The 15,564-nt window shown below is 74.6% G+C and carries 12 protein-coding genes; 5 read left to right on the top strand and 7 right to left on the bottom strand.

Going from position 1 to position 15,564, the window contains the following annotated elements; translation table 11 throughout:
• Nucleotides 1–7 precede the first annotated feature (7 nt).
• Complete coding sequence (mycP, locus tag ACWEK3_RS12990) at nt 8–1,219, bottom strand: type VII secretion-associated serine protease mycosin (protein WP_450539214.1); 1,212 nt, start codon at nt 1,217–1,219, stop codon at nt 8–10.
• Complete coding sequence (locus tag ACWEK3_RS12985; RefSeq protein ID WP_453249679.1) at nt 1,216–2,427, bottom strand: hypothetical protein; 1,212 nt, start codon at nt 2,425–2,427, stop codon at nt 1,216–1,218. Before ACWEK3_RS12985 ends, mycP begins: the two co-directional genes overlap by 4 nt.
• Before the next feature lie 1,325 nt (nt 2,428–3,752).
• On the opposite strand from ACWEK3_RS12985, the gene ACWEK3_RS12980 reads away from it, so the two are divergent.
• Nucleotides 3,753–4,955 carry an amino acid deaminase/aldolase gene (locus ACWEK3_RS12980; RefSeq protein WP_450539210.1) on the top strand — a complete coding sequence of 401 codons (1,203 nt, stop codon included), beginning with the start codon at nt 3,753–3,755 and terminating at the stop codon, nt 4,953–4,955.
• A gap of 67 nt (nt 4,956–5,022) precedes the next feature.
• Here ACWEK3_RS12980 and ACWEK3_RS12975 read toward each other — a convergent pair whose 3' ends face one another.
• Together ACWEK3_RS12975 and ACWEK3_RS12970 are read right to left on the bottom strand one after the other, a co-directional pair.
• On the bottom strand, nt 5,023–5,925 hold the full coding sequence (locus tag ACWEK3_RS12975) for a DUF2510 domain-containing protein (protein WP_450539294.1): 903 nt from the start codon (nt 5,923–5,925) through the stop codon (nt 5,023–5,025).
• Between the two features lie 144 nt (nt 5,926–6,069).
• Nucleotides 6,070–6,702 (bottom strand): TetR/AcrR family transcriptional regulator, encoded by a 633-nt coding sequence (locus ACWEK3_RS12970; RefSeq protein WP_450539208.1) that lies wholly within the window; start codon nt 6,700–6,702, stop codon nt 6,070–6,072.
• A 138-nt stretch (nt 6,703–6,840) separates the two neighbouring features.
• On the opposite strand from ACWEK3_RS12970, the gene ACWEK3_RS12965 reads away from it, so the two are divergent.
• Genes ACWEK3_RS12965 through ACWEK3_RS12955 form a run of 3 tightly spaced genes read left to right on the top strand, consistent with a single transcriptional unit; the run spans nt 6,841 to nt 11,054 of the window.
• A complete protein-coding gene (locus tag ACWEK3_RS12965; protein ID WP_453249678.1) occupies nt 6,841–8,304 on the top strand; it encodes a purine-cytosine permease family protein in 1,464 nt (487 codons plus the stop codon).
• A 24-nt stretch (nt 8,305–8,328) separates the two neighbouring features.
• On the top strand, nt 8,329–9,957 hold the full coding sequence (locus ACWEK3_RS12960) for an amidohydrolase (protein WP_453249677.1): 1,629 nt from the start codon (nt 8,329–8,331) through the stop codon (nt 9,955–9,957).
• Complete coding sequence (locus tag ACWEK3_RS12955; RefSeq protein WP_450539203.1) at nt 9,954–11,054, top strand: C45 family autoproteolytic acyltransferase/hydolase; 1,101 nt, start codon at nt 9,954–9,956, stop codon at nt 11,052–11,054. Before ACWEK3_RS12960 ends, ACWEK3_RS12955 begins: the two co-directional genes overlap by 4 nt.
• Nucleotides 11,055–11,665: 611 nt before the next feature.
• Here ACWEK3_RS12955 and ACWEK3_RS12950 read toward each other — a convergent pair.
• Nucleotides 11,666–12,655, bottom strand: a complete 990-nt coding sequence (locus ACWEK3_RS12950) for a LysR family transcriptional regulator (protein ID WP_450539202.1) — start codon at nt 12,653–12,655, stop codon at nt 11,666–11,668.
• Nucleotides 12,656–12,725: 70 nt separating this feature from the next.
• Here ACWEK3_RS12950 and ACWEK3_RS12945 point away from each other — a divergent pair, with 70 nt between their 5' ends.
• Complete coding sequence (locus tag ACWEK3_RS12945) at nt 12,726–13,898, top strand: TDT family transporter (RefSeq protein WP_450539200.1); 1,173 nt, start codon at nt 12,726–12,728, stop codon at nt 13,896–13,898.
• Here ACWEK3_RS12945 and ACWEK3_RS12940 read toward each other — a convergent pair.
• The gene (locus ACWEK3_RS12940) at nt 13,810–14,529 is read right to left on the bottom strand and encodes a helical backbone metal receptor (protein WP_450539198.1); all 720 of its coding nucleotides are present in this window, start codon (nt 14,527–14,529) and stop codon (nt 13,810–13,812) included. The two genes, ACWEK3_RS12945 and ACWEK3_RS12940, sit on opposite strands and share 89 nt — an antisense overlap.
• A complete protein-coding gene (locus ACWEK3_RS12935; protein ID WP_100567780.1) occupies nt 14,529–15,095 on the bottom strand; it encodes a helix-turn-helix domain-containing protein in 567 nt (188 codons plus the stop codon). The genes ACWEK3_RS12940 and ACWEK3_RS12935 overlap by 1 nt, the downstream gene beginning before the upstream one ends.
• Between the last annotated feature and the right edge of the window lie 469 nt (nt 15,096–15,564).

Raw genomic sequence — 15,564 nt, 5'->3', positions numbered from 1 at the left:
CCGGGCCCTACAGCCGGAAGTCGGCCTCGCCCTCGCGGCGGCCGCGCCACAGGACGACCGCCACGACCAGCATCACTCCCCCGGCACCGCCCGCGAGAGGGCCCGCCCAGCCGGAGGCGGTGTCGTCCGCCTCGGCGGAGTCGGGGCCGGGGCCGAAGTACCGCTCGCCGTAGGACGCCGCGGTCAGGCCCTCGGGCCGGAGGCGGGCCGCGGACTTGATGGCGGCGGCGGGATCGACCATGCCGAAGCCGCGGGAGTCGTCGCGGCCGCCGACGGGGGCGCTGCGGGCCGTGTCCTCCAGGAGCTTCTTGATCTGGGCGGGGGTCAGACCCGGGTGGGCGGCCTTGACGAGGGCCACGGCGCCGGAGACGAAGGCGGAGGCCGCGCTCGTGCCCCAGCCCTCGTAGTACCGCTGGTCGGGGTCGGCGATGACGACGTCGACGCCGGGCGCGCTGACCGTCGCGTACCAGCGGCGGGTGGAGAAGGAGGCGCGGGTGCCGTAGCGGTCCACGGCGGTCGCGGCGATCACGCCCGGGTAGGCCGCCGGGTAGGAGATGTGGTCGCCCTTCTCGCCGCCGTTGCCGGCCGAGGCGACGACGACGGCGCCCTTGCCGAGCGCGTACTGGACGGCCTCGTCCTCGGCGGGCTCGGGGTGCGCGGAGTCCGAGTCGTCGCCGAGGGAGAGGTTGATGACGTCGGCGCCCTGGTCGGCGGCCCACCGGATGCCGTCGGCGAGGGCGTTGCCGCGGGTGCTGCGGGCCTTGCTCCGGGCGGAGTCGTCCTCCTCCAGGATCACCCGCACGGGCAGGATCCGGGCCTTGGGCGCGATGCCCATGACTCCGTCCGCGTTGCCGGGGCCGTGGCCGTGACCGGCGATGATGCCGGCCATGGCGGTGCCGTGGCGGGCCCAGGGGCGGTCGCCGCGCCGCGCGCCGAAGCCGATCATGTCCTTGCCGGGCAGGACGTTGCCGCGCAGATCGGGATGGTCGTCGTCGACGCCGGTGTCCAGGACGGCGACGGTGATGCCCTTGCCCTGGGTGGTGCGCCAGGCCTCCTGGGTGTGCATGGCGTCGAGGCCCCACTGCTGGGCGCGGATGCCGTCGGCGTGCGCGGGGACGGACGGCACGAGGGCGAGGCAGGCGGCGAGGAACAGGCTCGGGACGCCGACCGCGAGAGCCCTGCGCGGCGTACGGTTCCCGGGCGTCACGGCGGCTGTCACGAGGGCTCCTCCGTGGCTGACTTGACGGTCTGGCGCAGGCCCCGTTCGATGCGGTCGGCGAGGCCCTGGGCCTCGTTTCCCAGGCCTGCCTGGGCGGCGGGGGTGGTGGCTCCGGACTTCGTCGCGTCGGCGGCGGCCTGCGGGGTGCCGGCGGCGCGGCCGTCGGCCCAGCCGGACACGGCGTAGACGACCACCGGGGCCTCGGTCAGCACGGAGACGGTCCACGACGCGCGCTGCTCGTCGCCGAAGGCCGCGGCGACGGTGCCCTTGGCGGCGTACGGGCGCGGCACGAGGTCGGTGCGCCGGGCGAGCCCCTCGTTCTCGAAGCGGGCGGCGAGGGACGTCATGGTGGGGGCGTCGGCCTTGGTGAAGAGCAGGCCGACGGTGGTGACGTAGCTCTGAGTGGCGTCCGTGTAGGTGGCGCGCAGCAGGCGGGCGCAACCGACGGGGGTCAGGGCCTTGCGCAGCAGCGGGTCGAAGGCGCCCTCGCAGCCGCTGTCCGGCGCCACGGCGACACGGGTCCAGGTGCGGTCGGCTCCGCCGGGTCCGGCGCCGCGGCCGTCCAGGGTGGGCGGGAAGAGCTGGTCGACGGGGACGCTGTGCCACATGGCACCGGCCGCGGCGAAGCCGCCCTCCGCGCCGGGCTTCCCCGGCTCCCCGGTGAGCCAGCTGCCGGTCAAGGCGCCGCCTACGAGCCCGATCCCCAGCACCACGCAGGCGGCCGCCACGGCGACCCGCGGCCGTACCAGCGCACCGTTCGACCGTGCCCGCTGGTCGTGGCCTGCCGGCTCCCCGAACCCCAGGCCGAGCCCCGCCCCCGGCGCCATGGCCGCGCTCCAGGACAGCGCCGGATCAGGCGCCGTGGCGGCACCCGTGGCTCGCGGCGGTGTCCCGGCGGGAGCACCCGGGGAGGCGTCGAAGGACGGATGCGGCGGGACCGGGGTCCACGCCGACCCGGTCGGCCGCTGGGGCGCGCCGGTGGGGCGGGGACGGTTGTCGGCGTCGACGGGGCTGGAGAAGCTGCCAGGGCCTCCGGTCCGGCCGGGCGCGCTCGGGTGGCGTGCCGTGCCGAGGGGGCCGGTCGCGGTGTCGGCGCCGCCGACGGGCCCGGCCTGGGACGCCGGGGTGGTGACGGGGCCGTTCGCGGCGTCCGACCGGGGGTCGCGCGCGGGGGACGGGGCCGTCGGATGGGGCGGTGCGCTCGGCATCGGGGGGTTGTGGACGGAGACGGGGCGCAGACGTGTGGTCGTCTCGGACGCGGTTTCGGCGGGTGCGCCGTCACCGCGTGCCGCCGGTGAGGGCCGGTGTCCCGGAGGCGGGGGTATGGTCCCGCGCTCGCGCCGGCCGGGCTGCGCCGACTCACCGGGGAAGCGAGCGGCGGCCCTCCGGTCCCCGGAGGTCGTACTTCCTGCCGTGCCGTCAGCGGAGTCTCGACGACTCGAAGCCCCACGCCCAGGCACCTGCGACGCGTCCGCAGAACGGCCGGGAGCCCCGGCGTGGGTGTCAGCGGACGCCCCGGCAGCGGCTCCGGACGCCGCGCGTCTCTCGACCGGTGGTGTGCCCAGTGGACGGTCCCCTGCCCGGCCGAGGTCCGGTCGGCGCGGTGCCTCGCGGCCGACCGTCGGGGGTGCGTCCGGGAAGCGGGCCGTGGCGGGGGGCGGGGGCGGTGTCGTGGGGGGTGTGGTGCGGCGGGCAGGGGCACGGAAGTCCGGGAAGCGTGGGCGGGAAGCGGCGGTGGTCCGGGCGTCGTCGGTGGCGGGGCCGGTGCGAGGTGGCGGGAAGCCGGTGCCGTGGCCCGCGCGGATGTCCGTATCCGGACCCGCCGGTCCTCCACCTGTCATGGCACGCGGGGAGCCACCCGGGACCGGAGCGGCGGGACCTGCCGAAGTGCCGCGTGCGGAGACACCCCCGGCTGGAGCGGCCGAACCCGTCGAAGCACCACGCGGGGAACCACCCTCGGCCTGAGCCGCCGAAGCGCCACGCGGGGAACCACCCCCGACCGGAGCCGCCGAACCCCCCGAAGCCCCACGCGGGGAACCACCCCCCGCCGGAGCGGCCGAACCCGTCGAAGTGCCGCGCGTTTCCGCGGTCGTACCGCCGCCGGGCACCGCCCGTGTCGTGCCCTCGACCGTGCCGGGCGCGGCCTGGGTGGGCGGGTCGTCGGTGGCGCGTGCCGTCGGGTCCCAGTCGCCGTCGCCGCCCGAGGGCCCGACGGGCCGCGGGGGGACGGGGGCGTGGCGCGCTTCCGTGCTCATGCACCCCCCGTTTCCTCGTGCCCGTGTCGTTGCACCGGGCACGGCCGTCCTCGTCGCCCCGCCCGGCGCGGACTCGTCGTCACCGGACACGCATACCCGTACGAGCGATCCGCCATCCCGGCTCAACACCGCGGCCGGATTCACCTCGCGGTTCCACCGTTCGTGCGCGTCACTCTACGGGCTGCCCCGGTCCCGGCGGGAACCAGTCCACGAGCCCAGGGGGATCTGCCCGGAACATCCCCCTACCCAGCGGTAATCAGGTCTGGCAGGCTGCGTCCATGACTGCGCGCGCCGCCGACCGGGCCCGTTACGACCGGGCCACCGCCCAACTCGACGCCCCTGTCGCGATCGTGGACCTGGACGCCTTCGACGCCAACGCGGACGACCTGATCCGCCGGGCCGGAGGAAAGCCGATCCGGGTCGCCAGCAAGTCCGTGCGCTGCCGGGTCCTGCTCGAACGCGCCCTGGCGAAGGACGGCTTCGCGGGCATCATGTCGTTCACCCTCGCCGAGTCCCTGTGGCTGGCCCGCTCGGGCTTCGACGACGTGCTGCTCGCCTACCCCTCCGCCGACCGCGCCGCCTATGCCGAACTCGCCGCCGACCCCAAACTCGCGCGTGCCGTCACGGTGATGGCCGACGACCCGGCGCAACTGGACCTGATCGACGCCGCACGCGAGGGCGGACGTGAAGTCGTCCGGGTCTGCCTGGAGTTGGACACCTCGCTGAAGCTGCTCGGCGGGCGCGTGCGGGTCGGCGCGCGCCGCTCCCCGCTGCACTCCTCCGCCCAGGTCGCCGACATGGCCCGCACGGTGGCCCGGCGGCCGGGGTTCGCGCTCGTGGGGATCATGGCGTACGAGGGCCATGTGGCGGGTGTGGGCGACGCGGTCGCGGGGCGGCCGCTGCGTTCGCGCGCGATCCGGCTGATGCAGGCGGCGGCGCGCAGGGAGCTCGCCGAGCGGCGTGCCGCGGTGGTGCGGGCGGTCCGGGCTGTGGCGCCGGACCTGGAGTTCGTCAACGGCGGCGGCACCGGCAGTGTGCAGCACACGGCGGCGGAGGACGCGGTCACCGAGATCGCCGCGGGCTCCGGGCTGTACGTCCCGCGGCTCTTCGACAACTACACGTCGTTCCGGGGCCGTCCGGCGGCGCTGTTCGCCCAGCCCGTCGTACGGCGCCCGGGGGTCGGGGTCGTCACGGTCCTGGGCGGCGGCTACCCGGCCTCCGGCGCGGCCGGCGCGGACCGGCTCCCGGAGCCGTACCTGCCCGAGGGGCTGCGCTACGACCCCCAGGAGGGTGCGGGCGAGGTGCAGACCCCGCTGCTCGGCTCCCCCGCCGACGACCTGCTGATCGGCGACAAGGTGTGGTTCCGGCACGCCAAGGCGGGCGAGCTGTGCGAACGGTTCGACACGCTGCACCTCGTCGAGGGCGATCGTGTGACGGCGGCCGTGCCGACGTACCGGGGCGAGGGGCACACCTTTTTGTAGCCCCGGGCTCCTGCCCGTAGCCACGGCCCCGGGGGGCCTGCCGCCCCGGCCTTCCGGCGCCTCCGGCTCAGCTCGACGGGCCGATGCTGCTGCCCACGCCGCCGCCGGTCGTGGTGTCGCCGATGGGCCGGATGCCCTTGGTGATCCTGTCCATGTCGGCCGGCGGCGGGCCGTCCGGGCCGGCGTCGAAGACGAAGCGGACGAGGACCGGCGCCTGGGTGCCGGTGCTGGACGGGAAGACGAGCGACTCGACGTAACCGCCCGGCCCCTCGGCGGTTCTGACCAGCCTGCGCACGAAGTAGCCGGCCCGGCCCGCGACCGCGACCTGCCCGGACGCGACTGTCCGCTGGGAGGTGATCCCGCCGTAGAGGCGCTGGCCGATCGCGTTCCGCTCGTACGCCTCGTCGGCCGCGTCCTGGATGTCCCGCCTGGCCAGGGTCTCGGGGGTGGTGCCCTCGGCCGCGGTCGCCGTGCGGGTGATGACCAGGCCGTGCCGGCACAGGCCCACCCCGGCGGGGCAGTCGTAGACGCCGTGGGTGGTCATGACGACGTCGTCCTGGGCGACGTTCTCCGGCTTCTCCCAGCCCTCCGGCAGCGGCAGGGTGATGCCGTTGAGCTGGTCGACGGCGACGGAGGGATCGCCGTCGGCGGAGGCCGCCGGGGACGGCGACGAGGTGGCGGTGGGCGCGCTCGTGGGCGCGGCGGACCGTGTGCCGGTGGCCGGGTCCGCCGTGCCGCCGCCCCCGTCGTCGCGGCCCAGCAGGACCGCGCCCGTGACGACCGCGGCGACCAGGACGGCACCCGCGGTGACGAGGGCGACGGCCTTGGCCCGGGACGGTCCCGCGCCGGCGGGCGGTGACGCGGACGGCTGCCCGGGGGCGCGCCGGTGCTCGGTCCAGGCCGTGCCGTCCCACCAGCGTTCCAGGTGGGGGGCGTTGGGGTCGCGGTACCAGCCGGGCGGGGGCGTCATGCTCACCCCGGCACTCTATGCACCCGGCCCTTCGGACTCACCGGCCGGTGGCCCCACGGGCGGCGCTCCGTGAGGCCGTGGCCGTGCCCGTGTCCGTGTGCACGGTCCGCCGGATCCGCGGAATCAGCCCCGGTCCCGCACGCGTCAGCCGCCGTCGCGCAACGTGCCCGGCTCCAGCCCGAGTTCACGCTCGGCCGTGGTGAACAGCAGGGTGTCGAGCGCGGGGTGGGTGAACCGCGTGTCGTCGTTGGCGTAGGAGCCGAGGCCGTCGATCGCCACGAGGATGACCACGCACGCCCCGAGGGCGTCGTCGGTGGTGAAGTCTCCCCCGCGCACACCGTCCTCGATCACGGCGGTCAGGGCGTCCCGCATGATCTCCTCCTGCTCGGCGACGACGCGCAGGAGGTTCGGGCGGTAGCGGGAGAGGTGGCGGGCGTTGAGCCAGAGCCGTCCCAGGTCGACGAAGTCCTCGCCGCCGAGTCGGCCCAGCAGGCGGCTCAGCCGCCGCACCGGCGGCAGCTCGGCCTCGGCCTGAGGCAGCAGGGCCTCGCGTTCGCGGGTGACCGCGCGGACGAACGCGTCGCACAGCAGGTCGTCGATGGTCGCGAAGTAGTGGCTGATCAGACCGGGGCGCACCCCCAGCTCGTCGGCGACGAGCTGCATCGTCACACGCTCCAGGCCCCGCTCCAGCGCGAGGCGGGCTGCCGTCTGCAGGATCTCGGTCCGTCGCTCGGCCGCGGTTTTCCGCGTCCGCGTGGCCCGGGGGGTTGACGTCATGCCGATCACATTATTGGATGGCGCACCAACAGTCTATTGGTGTCGACACCAACAAAGCTGGTCCGCCTCGGCCGTACCCCCCGGACACCTCGGTGGCGAGGACAGTGCCGTCTTTTCGTCTCTTCGAAGGAACCACCCATGCAGCGTTCCCCGCGTTCCCCGGCGGGCTCCGACGTGGCCGCCCCCGCCCCCGGACGTGACCGGGCCGGACTGGTCGAGAGCCGCGGCATCGACTGCGTGCCCGACTCGGAGCGGCACGGCACGGCGCGTGAGCTGTTCTCCGTCTGGGCCGCGCCGAACGTGAGCTACCTCAGCTTCGTGGTCGGAGGCACCCTCGTCCTGATGGGGCTGTCACTGGCGGAGTCGCTGGCCGTCATCGTCACCGGCAACCTCTTCTGGCTCCTGACCGGGTTCATCGCCGTCAGCGGCCCCGCCGCGGGCACCTCGGGCTCGGTCATCTCCCGAGCCATGTACGGCGTCGTCGGCAACAAGGCCGTCGTCGCCCTCACCGGCTGGCTGATCTCCTCGCTCTACCTCGCGCTGAACTGGTCGGCGGCCTCCGTCGCCGGCCTCGGCCTGGCGGGACGGCTCGGCCTGCCGGACTCCGCCGCGCTGGACGCCGCGGTGGTCTGCGTGATCGCCGGCGCCACCATCCTCGTCGCGATCTACGGGCACGCGACGATCGTCCGCCTGTACACGGCGCTGACCATCGTCCTCACCCTGGTCTTCGTCGCCCTGAGCGTGATGGTGCTCGGGCACACGAACTGGTCGTACACGCCCGCCGAGCCGCTCACCGGGCTCGGCCACCTCGTCGTCCTGGCCTCCGGCTTCACGATCGTCGCCTCCGCCCCGCTGTCGTACTCCAACAGCCCGGACCTCTCCCGCTACCTGCCGCGGCACACCAGCGGGCGGGCCATCACGCTGTGGACCGCGTGCGGCGCCTTCCTGCCGAGCGTCGTGTTCACGGCGATCGGGGCCCTCGCGGCCACCACGCTCGACATGAGCGATCCGCAGGCGGCGCTGGAGAGCGTCATGCCGCACTGGTTCGTGCCCGTCTTCGTCACCGCGGTGGTGGTGAACACCGTGGCGAACAACGGCCTCACCGCCTACAGCTCCGGACTGTCCATGCAGTCGATCGGCGTGCGGCTGCCCCGGATGATCGCCGTTCTGGTCGTCGGCGTGATCGGCACCACCATGACGCTGTTCGCGCTCCTGGTCTTCGACTTCCTCACCGCCGTCAACGCCATGATGGAGCTGGTCGTGATCGTCACAGGCCCCTGCATGACGGTCTACGGCACCGACATCGCCCTGCGCCGCAACCGCTACGACGGCGAACTCCTCCACGACCAGAGCCGTACGAGCCCCTTCTGGTACCGCGGGGGCGTCAACTGGGCCGGTGTGCTCGCCACCCTGGGCGGCGCCGCCGCGGCGACGCTGTGCGCCAGCTCCACGTTCTGGGCCGGCCCCGTCTCCGCGGCCATGGACGGCCTCAACCTCGCCATACCCGTCGGCGTCCTCGGCTCGGGGGCCCTGTACTGGGCCCTGTCCCGCGCCTTCGGCACCCTCGCCCCGACGTCCTCCCCCACGACCGCTCGGCACTGACCGCTCAGCACGGAAAGAACTCCCATGAAAGCCGACCTCATCGTGCGCGCGGCACGGATCGAGAACTTCGACCCCACGCCCGCCCGGACCACGGACACCGTGGTGGCCGTCCAGGACGGCAGGATCGTCGCCGTCGGCGGGGACGACGTCCTGCGCCACTGGACGGGCGCCGCCACCGACGTGCTGGAATTCCCCGGGGCGACCCTCACCCCGGGACTGACCGACGCCCACGCCCATCCGGTGTGGGGGGCGATCGAGGTCGGCAGCGGCCTGGACCTCGGCGGCCTGACCACGCTCGACGCGGTGTGCTCCCGTATCGAGGACCGCGTCGCGGAGCAGGGCCGCGAGGCCTGGGTGACCGGGTTCGACCTCGACGTCAACGTCTTCGACGGGGAGCCCACCGGCCACTCGCTGGGGCGGCGCTTCCCCGGCGTGCCGATCTCGCTCATGACCCGCGACGCGCACTCCCTCGTGGTCAGTCCGGCCGTGGTCGACCGCGTCGGGCTGACCGGCGCGGAGACCTTCGACGACGCCTCCGAGATCGTCGTCGGGCCCGACGGGCGGCCCACCGGCTTCATCGTCGAACTCCAGGCCATGGACCTCGTCCTCGACCGCTATCCCGAGGTACCGCTCCCGGTCGCGGCCGGCCATGTCGCCGACCGGCTGCGCGAGTTCGCCGCCACCGGCCTCACCGGTCTGCACGCGCTGGACTTCACCGCGCCCTCCGAGGACGTCTACCGGGAGATCGAGAGGCACGGGGACCTTCCGCTGCGGGTGCGCTGCTCGCCGCTCGTGCCCGCCGACTCGGGACGGGACGTGTGGGAGGCCGTCGCCGCCCAGCAGGGGCTCGCCGGGCGCCGCTGGCACGTCGCCGGCGCCAAGCTGATGCTGGACGGCACCGCCGACAACGGCTCCGCCTGGTTCGAGCACCCCGACGTCTTCGGCCAGAACCGGCGGCCGCTGTGGAAGGACGTGGAGGGCTACCGCGAGGCCGTCCGGTTCTTCACCGAGCGCGGCATCCCCACGGCCACCCACGCCATCGGCGACCGGGCGGTGCGCACCGCCCTCGACGTCATCGAGGAGGCCGGCCACGCCGCGTCCGCGCCGCACCGGATCGAGCACATCGAGTCGATCCCCGACGATCTGCTCCCGCGGTTCGCCGCGCTCGGCGTCGTCGCCGGGCTCCAGCCCGTCCACGCGACCCGTATGACCAGGGCCGACCAGCAGGACAACTGGTCCCGCCGGATCGGGCCGCAGCGGGTCGCCCACGGCTGGCGCACCCGCGACCTGCTCGACCACGGCGCCGTGGTGGCGCTCGGTTCGGACTGGCCCATCGGCATCGCGGACCCGCGGACCGCCCTCGCCGACGCCCAGTTGCGCCGGCCCGTCGAGGAGCTGACGGCCGCCCCCGTCCAACCCGGCCAGCGGATCAGTGCCCGGGAGGCCTACGCCGGGATGACCCGCGCCCCGGCCGTCGCGGCGGGCGCCGCCGACCGGCTCGGCCGGATCGCGCCGGGCTACCTGGCCGACCTCGCCGTGTTCGCCCACGACCCCCTCGACCTGACCCCCGGACAGCAGACCGCCAACCCCGTCCTCGCCACGGTCGTCGGCGGCTCCGTCCTCCAGCACACGCCCCAGGAATGCGCCTCGTGACCTCCGCACCGTACCCCCGCCCCGACCACCGCCCGCATGTGAGCGCCGACGCCGCCGATCCCCGCCTGCGCGGCCGGATCCGGGGCCGGCAGCTCGCCGACGGGCTGCACGGCACCCTCGACGCCTACGACCGCCTCTTCACGCTCGCCGGCCGCAGGCCGGCCACGGTCCGCGACGACGCCGACCGCGCACTGGACGCCATCGGCGCCTTCCGCCCGGCCCTGCGCGAGCAGATCGAGGGCATCGCCGAGGGAGCCGCGGTCGAGGCCTGGCAGGTGGCCGCGCTCAACGCCCGCACCGAGATCCTCGCCCGCGGCAGCGCGGTCCGGCCCGGTGAGTGCTCCACCATCGTGCGGCGGCTGCGGACGGCCGACGGTGGCAGCACCCACGTCGGCGTGCAGACCTGGGACTGGCACGTCGAGCTCAGTTCCTCCTGGCACACCCTCGAATCCGCCGGCGGCGCGCACCGGTACGTGGGCATCACCGAGCACGGCATCCTCGCCAAGATCGGCGTGAACAGTGCCGGACTCGCCCTGCACTTCAACATCCTCGGCCACCGGGACGACCGCGTCGGCGGCATCCCCGTGCACGTTCTGGCCGCGCTCGTCCTCGAGGAGGCCGGCAGCGCCGAGCACGCGCGGGAGATCCTGCGCGAGGCCCCGCTCACCTCGTCCGGGTCCTTCACGCTCTTCGACGCCCACAGCGCCCTCCTCCTCGACCTCAGCCCGGTGGGGGTCTTCGAGGTGCCCGAGGTGGCCGAGGGAACGCATCTGCGCACCAACCACTTCCTCACCGACGTCCCCTCCCGCCACGAGAAGACCTGGCTCTACCAGCCCGACTCCGGCGAGCGCTACGCCTTCCTCCGCGACCGGCTCGCGCGCAACCCCGTCGAACGTGCCGGTGAACTGATCCAGCGACTCGTGACCGGCCCCGGGGAGCCCCCGGTGACCTGCGTCCCCGACATGGACGGGCCGACCGGCGGCCGCTGGGCGAGCCTGGCCACCGTCGTCCTCGACCCGGCCTCCCGCACCGCACAGGTCCTCGACGGCACACCCGCCGAACACACGACCCGCCCCTGGCGCTCACTGCACGCCTGACGCGGTCCTCACAGAACAGGACCACGGCCCCCGCAGGCCGGGGAGGACCGGCCCGGCGCGGCGGAGTTCCGATCCCGGCCCGGCTCCCCTGTCGCAGCTCGGCACGGCAGGTTCCTGACCCCCCGGGCCCGGACCCACCGCCGCTCCCCGACACGGCGGGTTCCCAACGCCCGCCGGGCCCTCGTACCCGCCCGGCGGGGCGGGTTCCTGGCCCAGGGCAGGACCCCGGTCTAAGCCCGGCTGGAGGGGTTCTGACCCCGGACCGGGTGGCCCCATCTCAGCTCGGCCCGACGGGATCCTGACCCCGACCCACACGCCCGTCCCAGCCCGGCGCCGCGGACTTCCAACCCCGGCCCGGCAGGGCGCCTGCCCCAGAGCCGGACCTCGGTCTAAGCCCGACTGAAGGGCTTCTGACTCCGGACCGGATCCCCCGTCTCAGCTCGGCCCGACGGGATCCTGACCCCGACCCAGACCCCCGTCCCAGCCCGGCGGAGCAGATTCCCAACCCCGCCCGGACTCACCGCCTCACCCGGCCACGGCCCGTTCTCCCCTGGGACCCCCGTCCCAACCGAGCGCGGCGCGTTTCCCAACCCCGGCCCGCGGCCCCCCTCTCAGCCCGCCCCCGGCCTCGTGCGTTGGCCGGTCGCGCTTTCCGAGCGGGTCAGGGACAGCAGTTCGCGGGCCGGGCCCACCGGGCGGTGGCCGGTGGGCCAGACCGCGCGCAGGTCGCGTTCGAGGGTGACGCCGTCCACGGGTACGGCAACGAGCCGGCGCAGGGACAGCTCCTCGCCCACCGCGAGTTCGCTGAGCACCGCGGGCCCCGCGCCGCTCACCACGGAGGCCTTGACCGCCGTCGTGGAGGACAGCTCGATCAGCGGGCGCGCCAGGCCGCCGAGCGCCGCGTCCAGCACCTGCCGGGTGCCGGAGCCCTTCTCGCGCAGGATCAGCGGCGTGGTGGCCAGTTCCTCCGCGGACAGCGGCCGCCGGCGGCGGGCCCACGGGTGGGCCGGGGAGGTCACCACGAGCAGACGGTCGTGGCCGATCACGACGGAGTCGAGACCGGACGGCACCGACACCCCCTCGACGAAACCGAGGTCCGCCTCGTCCCCCAGCAGCCGCTCCGCCACCACCGCCGAGTTCCCGGCGAGCAGGGACACCGCCGTGTCCGGCCGCCGGGTACGCAGCGCGATCAGCCATCCCGGCAGCAGGTACTCCGCGATCGTCATGCTGGCCGCCACCCGCAGCCGCGAGTCCCGCCGGTCCCGCAGCGCCTGCGCCCCCGCGTCGAAGGCCTCCGCCGCCTCGACGACCCGCCGCGCCCAGTCGGTGACCAGGGCTCCGGCGTCCGTCAGCCGCGACCCGCGCGGCGAGCGGTCCACCAGCGCCACACCCAGCTGCCGCTCCATGGAACGGATCCGGCTGCTCGCCGCCGGCTGGGTGATGCCCAGCTCCCGCGCCGCCCCGCCGAGGCTCCCCAGCCGCGCCACCGCCAGCAGCAGCTCCAGCGCGCCCAGGTCGGGCACCCGGTGCCCCAGCGAGGTCCTCGGCCGCCGTCCCGCGCCGTCTCCTCCGTTCATCTCGGTCCTCTCGGTGCTCCTCATAAGGCCAGCTTATGTCGTGATAGACATAAACCCCCTGGTGGGGGCCTATGGACCAGGAAAAGCTCGAGTCATGGTCACCGCAGCCCACACCCTGCCCCGGCAGGCCGCACCCCGGCCCCGCGTCCCCGCCGTCCGCCATCTGGGCCCCAACTGGTACGCCTCCGTCATGGGCACCGCCGCCGTCGGCACGGCGGGCGCCGCGCTGCCGCCGCACATCCCGGGACTGCGCACCGTGTGCACGGCCGTGTGGGCGCTCTCCCTCATCGTGCTCGTGGCTCTGCTCACCGCCCGCACCCTGCACTGGGCCCACCACCGCGACCAGGCCCGCGCACACCTGCTGGACGCGGCGGCGGCGCCGTTCTACGGCTGTCTGTCCATGGCCCTGCTGGCGGTCGGCGGCGGCGCCCTGTCCGTCGGGCGGGACTGGATCGGCACCCCGGCCGCGGTCGCCCTGGACGCCGTGCTGTTCACCGCCGGTACGGCCGTCGGGCTCGCGGCCGCCGTGGCCGTGCCGTACCTGATGGTCGTGCACCACCGGATCGAGCCGCACCAGGCGACGCCCGTATGGCTGCTGCCGCTGGTCGCACCCATGGTGTCCGCCGCCCTGGGGCCCGCCCTCGTACCGCACCTGCCGGCCGGGCAGGCCCGGGCGACCCTGCTCCTTGCCTGTGTGGCGATGTTCGGGCTCAGCCTGCTCGCGACCCTGGTCGTGCTGCCGGTGATCTTCGGCCGGCTGCTCACGGCGGGCCCGCTGCCGCTCGCGCTGACCCCGACGCTGTTCCTGGTCCTCGGCCCGCTCGGACAGTCCACCACCGCCGTCGGCGCCTTCGCGGACACGGCGCCCGGTGTCGTGCCGGCCCCGTACGCCGGCGGCTTCGCCGTGCTCGCCGTGCTGTACGGCGTCCCGGTCATGGGCTTCGCGCTGATGTGGTTCGCCTTCGCCGCCGCCCATGTGGTGCGCGCCGCCCGCCAGGGCATGGGCTTCGCCATGACCTGGTGGTCGTTCACCTTCCCGGTGGGCACCTGCGTCACCGGCGCCGCGGCCCTCGCCCGGCACACCCACCTCGCCGCCTACAGCGCCCTCGCGGTCGGTCTGTACGCCGTCCTCGTGACCGCCTGGGCCGCCGCGGGCGTGCACACCGCCCGCGGGCTGATCAGCGGCGCGCTGCTCGCAGCGCCTCGCCCAGCACCTGTGGAGCCCGCGCCAGTGACGGCCCGTACCACGTCAGGTGCCGCCCGCTGATCAGCGCGCAGGGCAGTCCGGGGAAGGCCTCGGGACCGTCGTCGGCGGTGAAGCGGTACGGCTCGTCCGGCAGTACGACGACGTCCGGGGCCGCCGCCCTCAGTTCTTCCAGCGGGACGCGCGGATAGCGCTCGGCATGCCGGGCGTAGAGGTGGTCGATGCCCAGCCGTGCCAGGACGTCGCCCGCGAAGGTGTCCCGGCCCAGCACCATCCAGGGCCGCCGCCAGATCGGTACGACGGCCGTCGTACGGCGCGGGGGCACAGGCGGTGACGACCAGGCAGCCTCGGCCTCGTCCAGCCACCGGGGCCGGCCGGTCCCGCCGCACGCGCGCAGCACCCGCGCCAGTTCCAGGAAGGCCTGCGGCAGGTCCCTGATCTCGGTCACCAGGACCTCCAGGCCCGCCGCGCGCAGGGCGTCGAGGTCCGGCGCCCGGTTCTCCTCCTCGTTGGCGATCACCAGGTCGGGGGCGAGGGCGGCGATCCGGTCCACCTTGGGGTTCTTGGTGCCGCCGACCCGGGTGACGTCGAGGTCCGCCGGATGAGTGCACCAGTCGGTGGCGCCGACGAGCACACCGGGCAGGGACACGGCCACCGCCTCGGTGAGCGAGGGGACCAGCGAGACGACCCGCATCAGCGCGACCGGTCCTGTACCGCCTCGATGTGCTCGGCGACCGCGACCACGATCACCCGGGTGTCGGGCACGGTCGCCCGCCAGCGGTGGCGGACCCCGCCGGTGAGGTACATCGTGTCGCCGCGCACCAGCCGGTAGGCCCGGCCCTCCGCCTCGATCTCCACCGCTCCGTCGGCGACGTACATCAACTCGTCGTTGCGGTGCTGGAATTCACGGCCGGCGTCATGGTCCCCGGTGAACTCCGAGGCGTGCAGCTGGTGATGGCCGCGCACCAGGGAGCGCACCCGGGGTTCGGGTTCCAGCTCGGTGACCTCGGCGCGCACGACGTCGACGCTGCACGCCGGGTCGGCCGCCGCCAGCAGCTCCACGGCGGTGGTGCGCAGGGCGTCGGCGACCTTCTCCAGGGAGGTCTGGCTGGGCCGGGCCCGGTCGTTCTCGATCTGGCTCAGGAAGGGGACCGACAGGCCGCTGCGGTCGGCCACCACGGCGAGGGTGAGCCCCAGCGCGCGGCGGCGCCGCCGGACGGCCGCGCCCACTCGAAGGGGCCGCTCTTTGTTGTCGCCCATCGCTCCGGCTCCCTCCTTCGCTCGTCGGTCCGGTGCTCGTGGGGCCGCTGCCCGTGGGCCCGGTTCCGGGCGCACTCCTTCTGATGAGTTCTCTGCACCCTATGCATGTTCGGCAAACCGGTGCATGCGGGCGTCACAGGAAACCTCCGAAGACCGAACGACTGCCCACATGGTTCGGCAGGCTGACGGTCGTGCGTTGCGAGAGCCAAGCACGCGCAACTCCTTTGTCCTGACCGGCAACCGGGCAGGTTCCGTCCCGGCTGGTGCTGAGAGCGTCAGACTCGTTCGTTCGCTGAGCGGATGGGCTGCTTGAGCCAGGAATCCCCCTGCTTCAGCTGGGGGAGGGTTCAAGTCCCTGTAAGGATCGCGCGGCACCGAGCAGTGTGTGAGCGGCTCTGTGTAATTGGCCGAATTCCTACGGTGGACACCGCCGAAGGGGCGGGCCTGCCCCACACAGATGGGGAAGGCC

Source organism: Streptomyces sp. NPDC004721 (assembly GCF_053601495.1).
This window is presented reverse-complemented; position numbering and strand designations above follow the sequence as displayed.

Bases quoted from the DNA above. Each gene is read 5' to 3' on its own strand.
- ACWEK3_RS12940 (WP_450539198.1), bottom strand. From the start codon at position 14,529: ATGCGGGTCGTCTCGCTGGTCCCCTCGCTCACCGAGGCGGTGGCCGTG.
- ACWEK3_RS12965 (WP_453249678.1), top strand. From the start codon at position 6,841: ATGCAGCGTTCCCCGCGTTCCCCGGCGGGCTCCGACGTGGCCGCCCCC.
- ACWEK3_RS12945 (WP_450539200.1), top strand. From the start codon at position 12,726: ATGGTCACCGCAGCCCACACCCTGCCCCGGCAGGCCGCACCCCGGCCC.
- ACWEK3_RS12950 (WP_450539202.1), bottom strand. From the start codon at position 12,655: ATGAGGAGCACCGAGAGGACCGAGATGAACGGAGGAGACGGCGCGGGA.
- ACWEK3_RS12960 (WP_453249677.1), top strand. From the start codon at position 8,329: ATGAAAGCCGACCTCATCGTGCGCGCGGCACGGATCGAGAACTTCGAC.
- ACWEK3_RS12975 (WP_450539294.1), bottom strand. From the start codon at position 5,925: ATGACGCCCCCGCCCGGCTGGTACCGCGACCCCAACGCCCCCCACCTG.
- ACWEK3_RS12970 (WP_450539208.1), bottom strand. From the start codon at position 6,702: ATGACGTCAACCCCCCGGGCCACGCGGACGCGGAAAACCGCGGCCGAG.
- ACWEK3_RS12935 (WP_100567780.1), bottom strand. From the start codon at position 15,095: ATGGGCGACAACAAAGAGCGGCCCCTTCGAGTGGGCGCGGCCGTCCGG.
- ACWEK3_RS12985 (WP_453249679.1), bottom strand. From the start codon at position 2,427: ATGCCGAGCGCACCGCCCCATCCGACGGCCCCGTCCCCCGCGCGCGAC.
- ACWEK3_RS12980 (WP_450539210.1), top strand. From the start codon at position 3,753: ATGACTGCGCGCGCCGCCGACCGGGCCCGTTACGACCGGGCCACCGCC.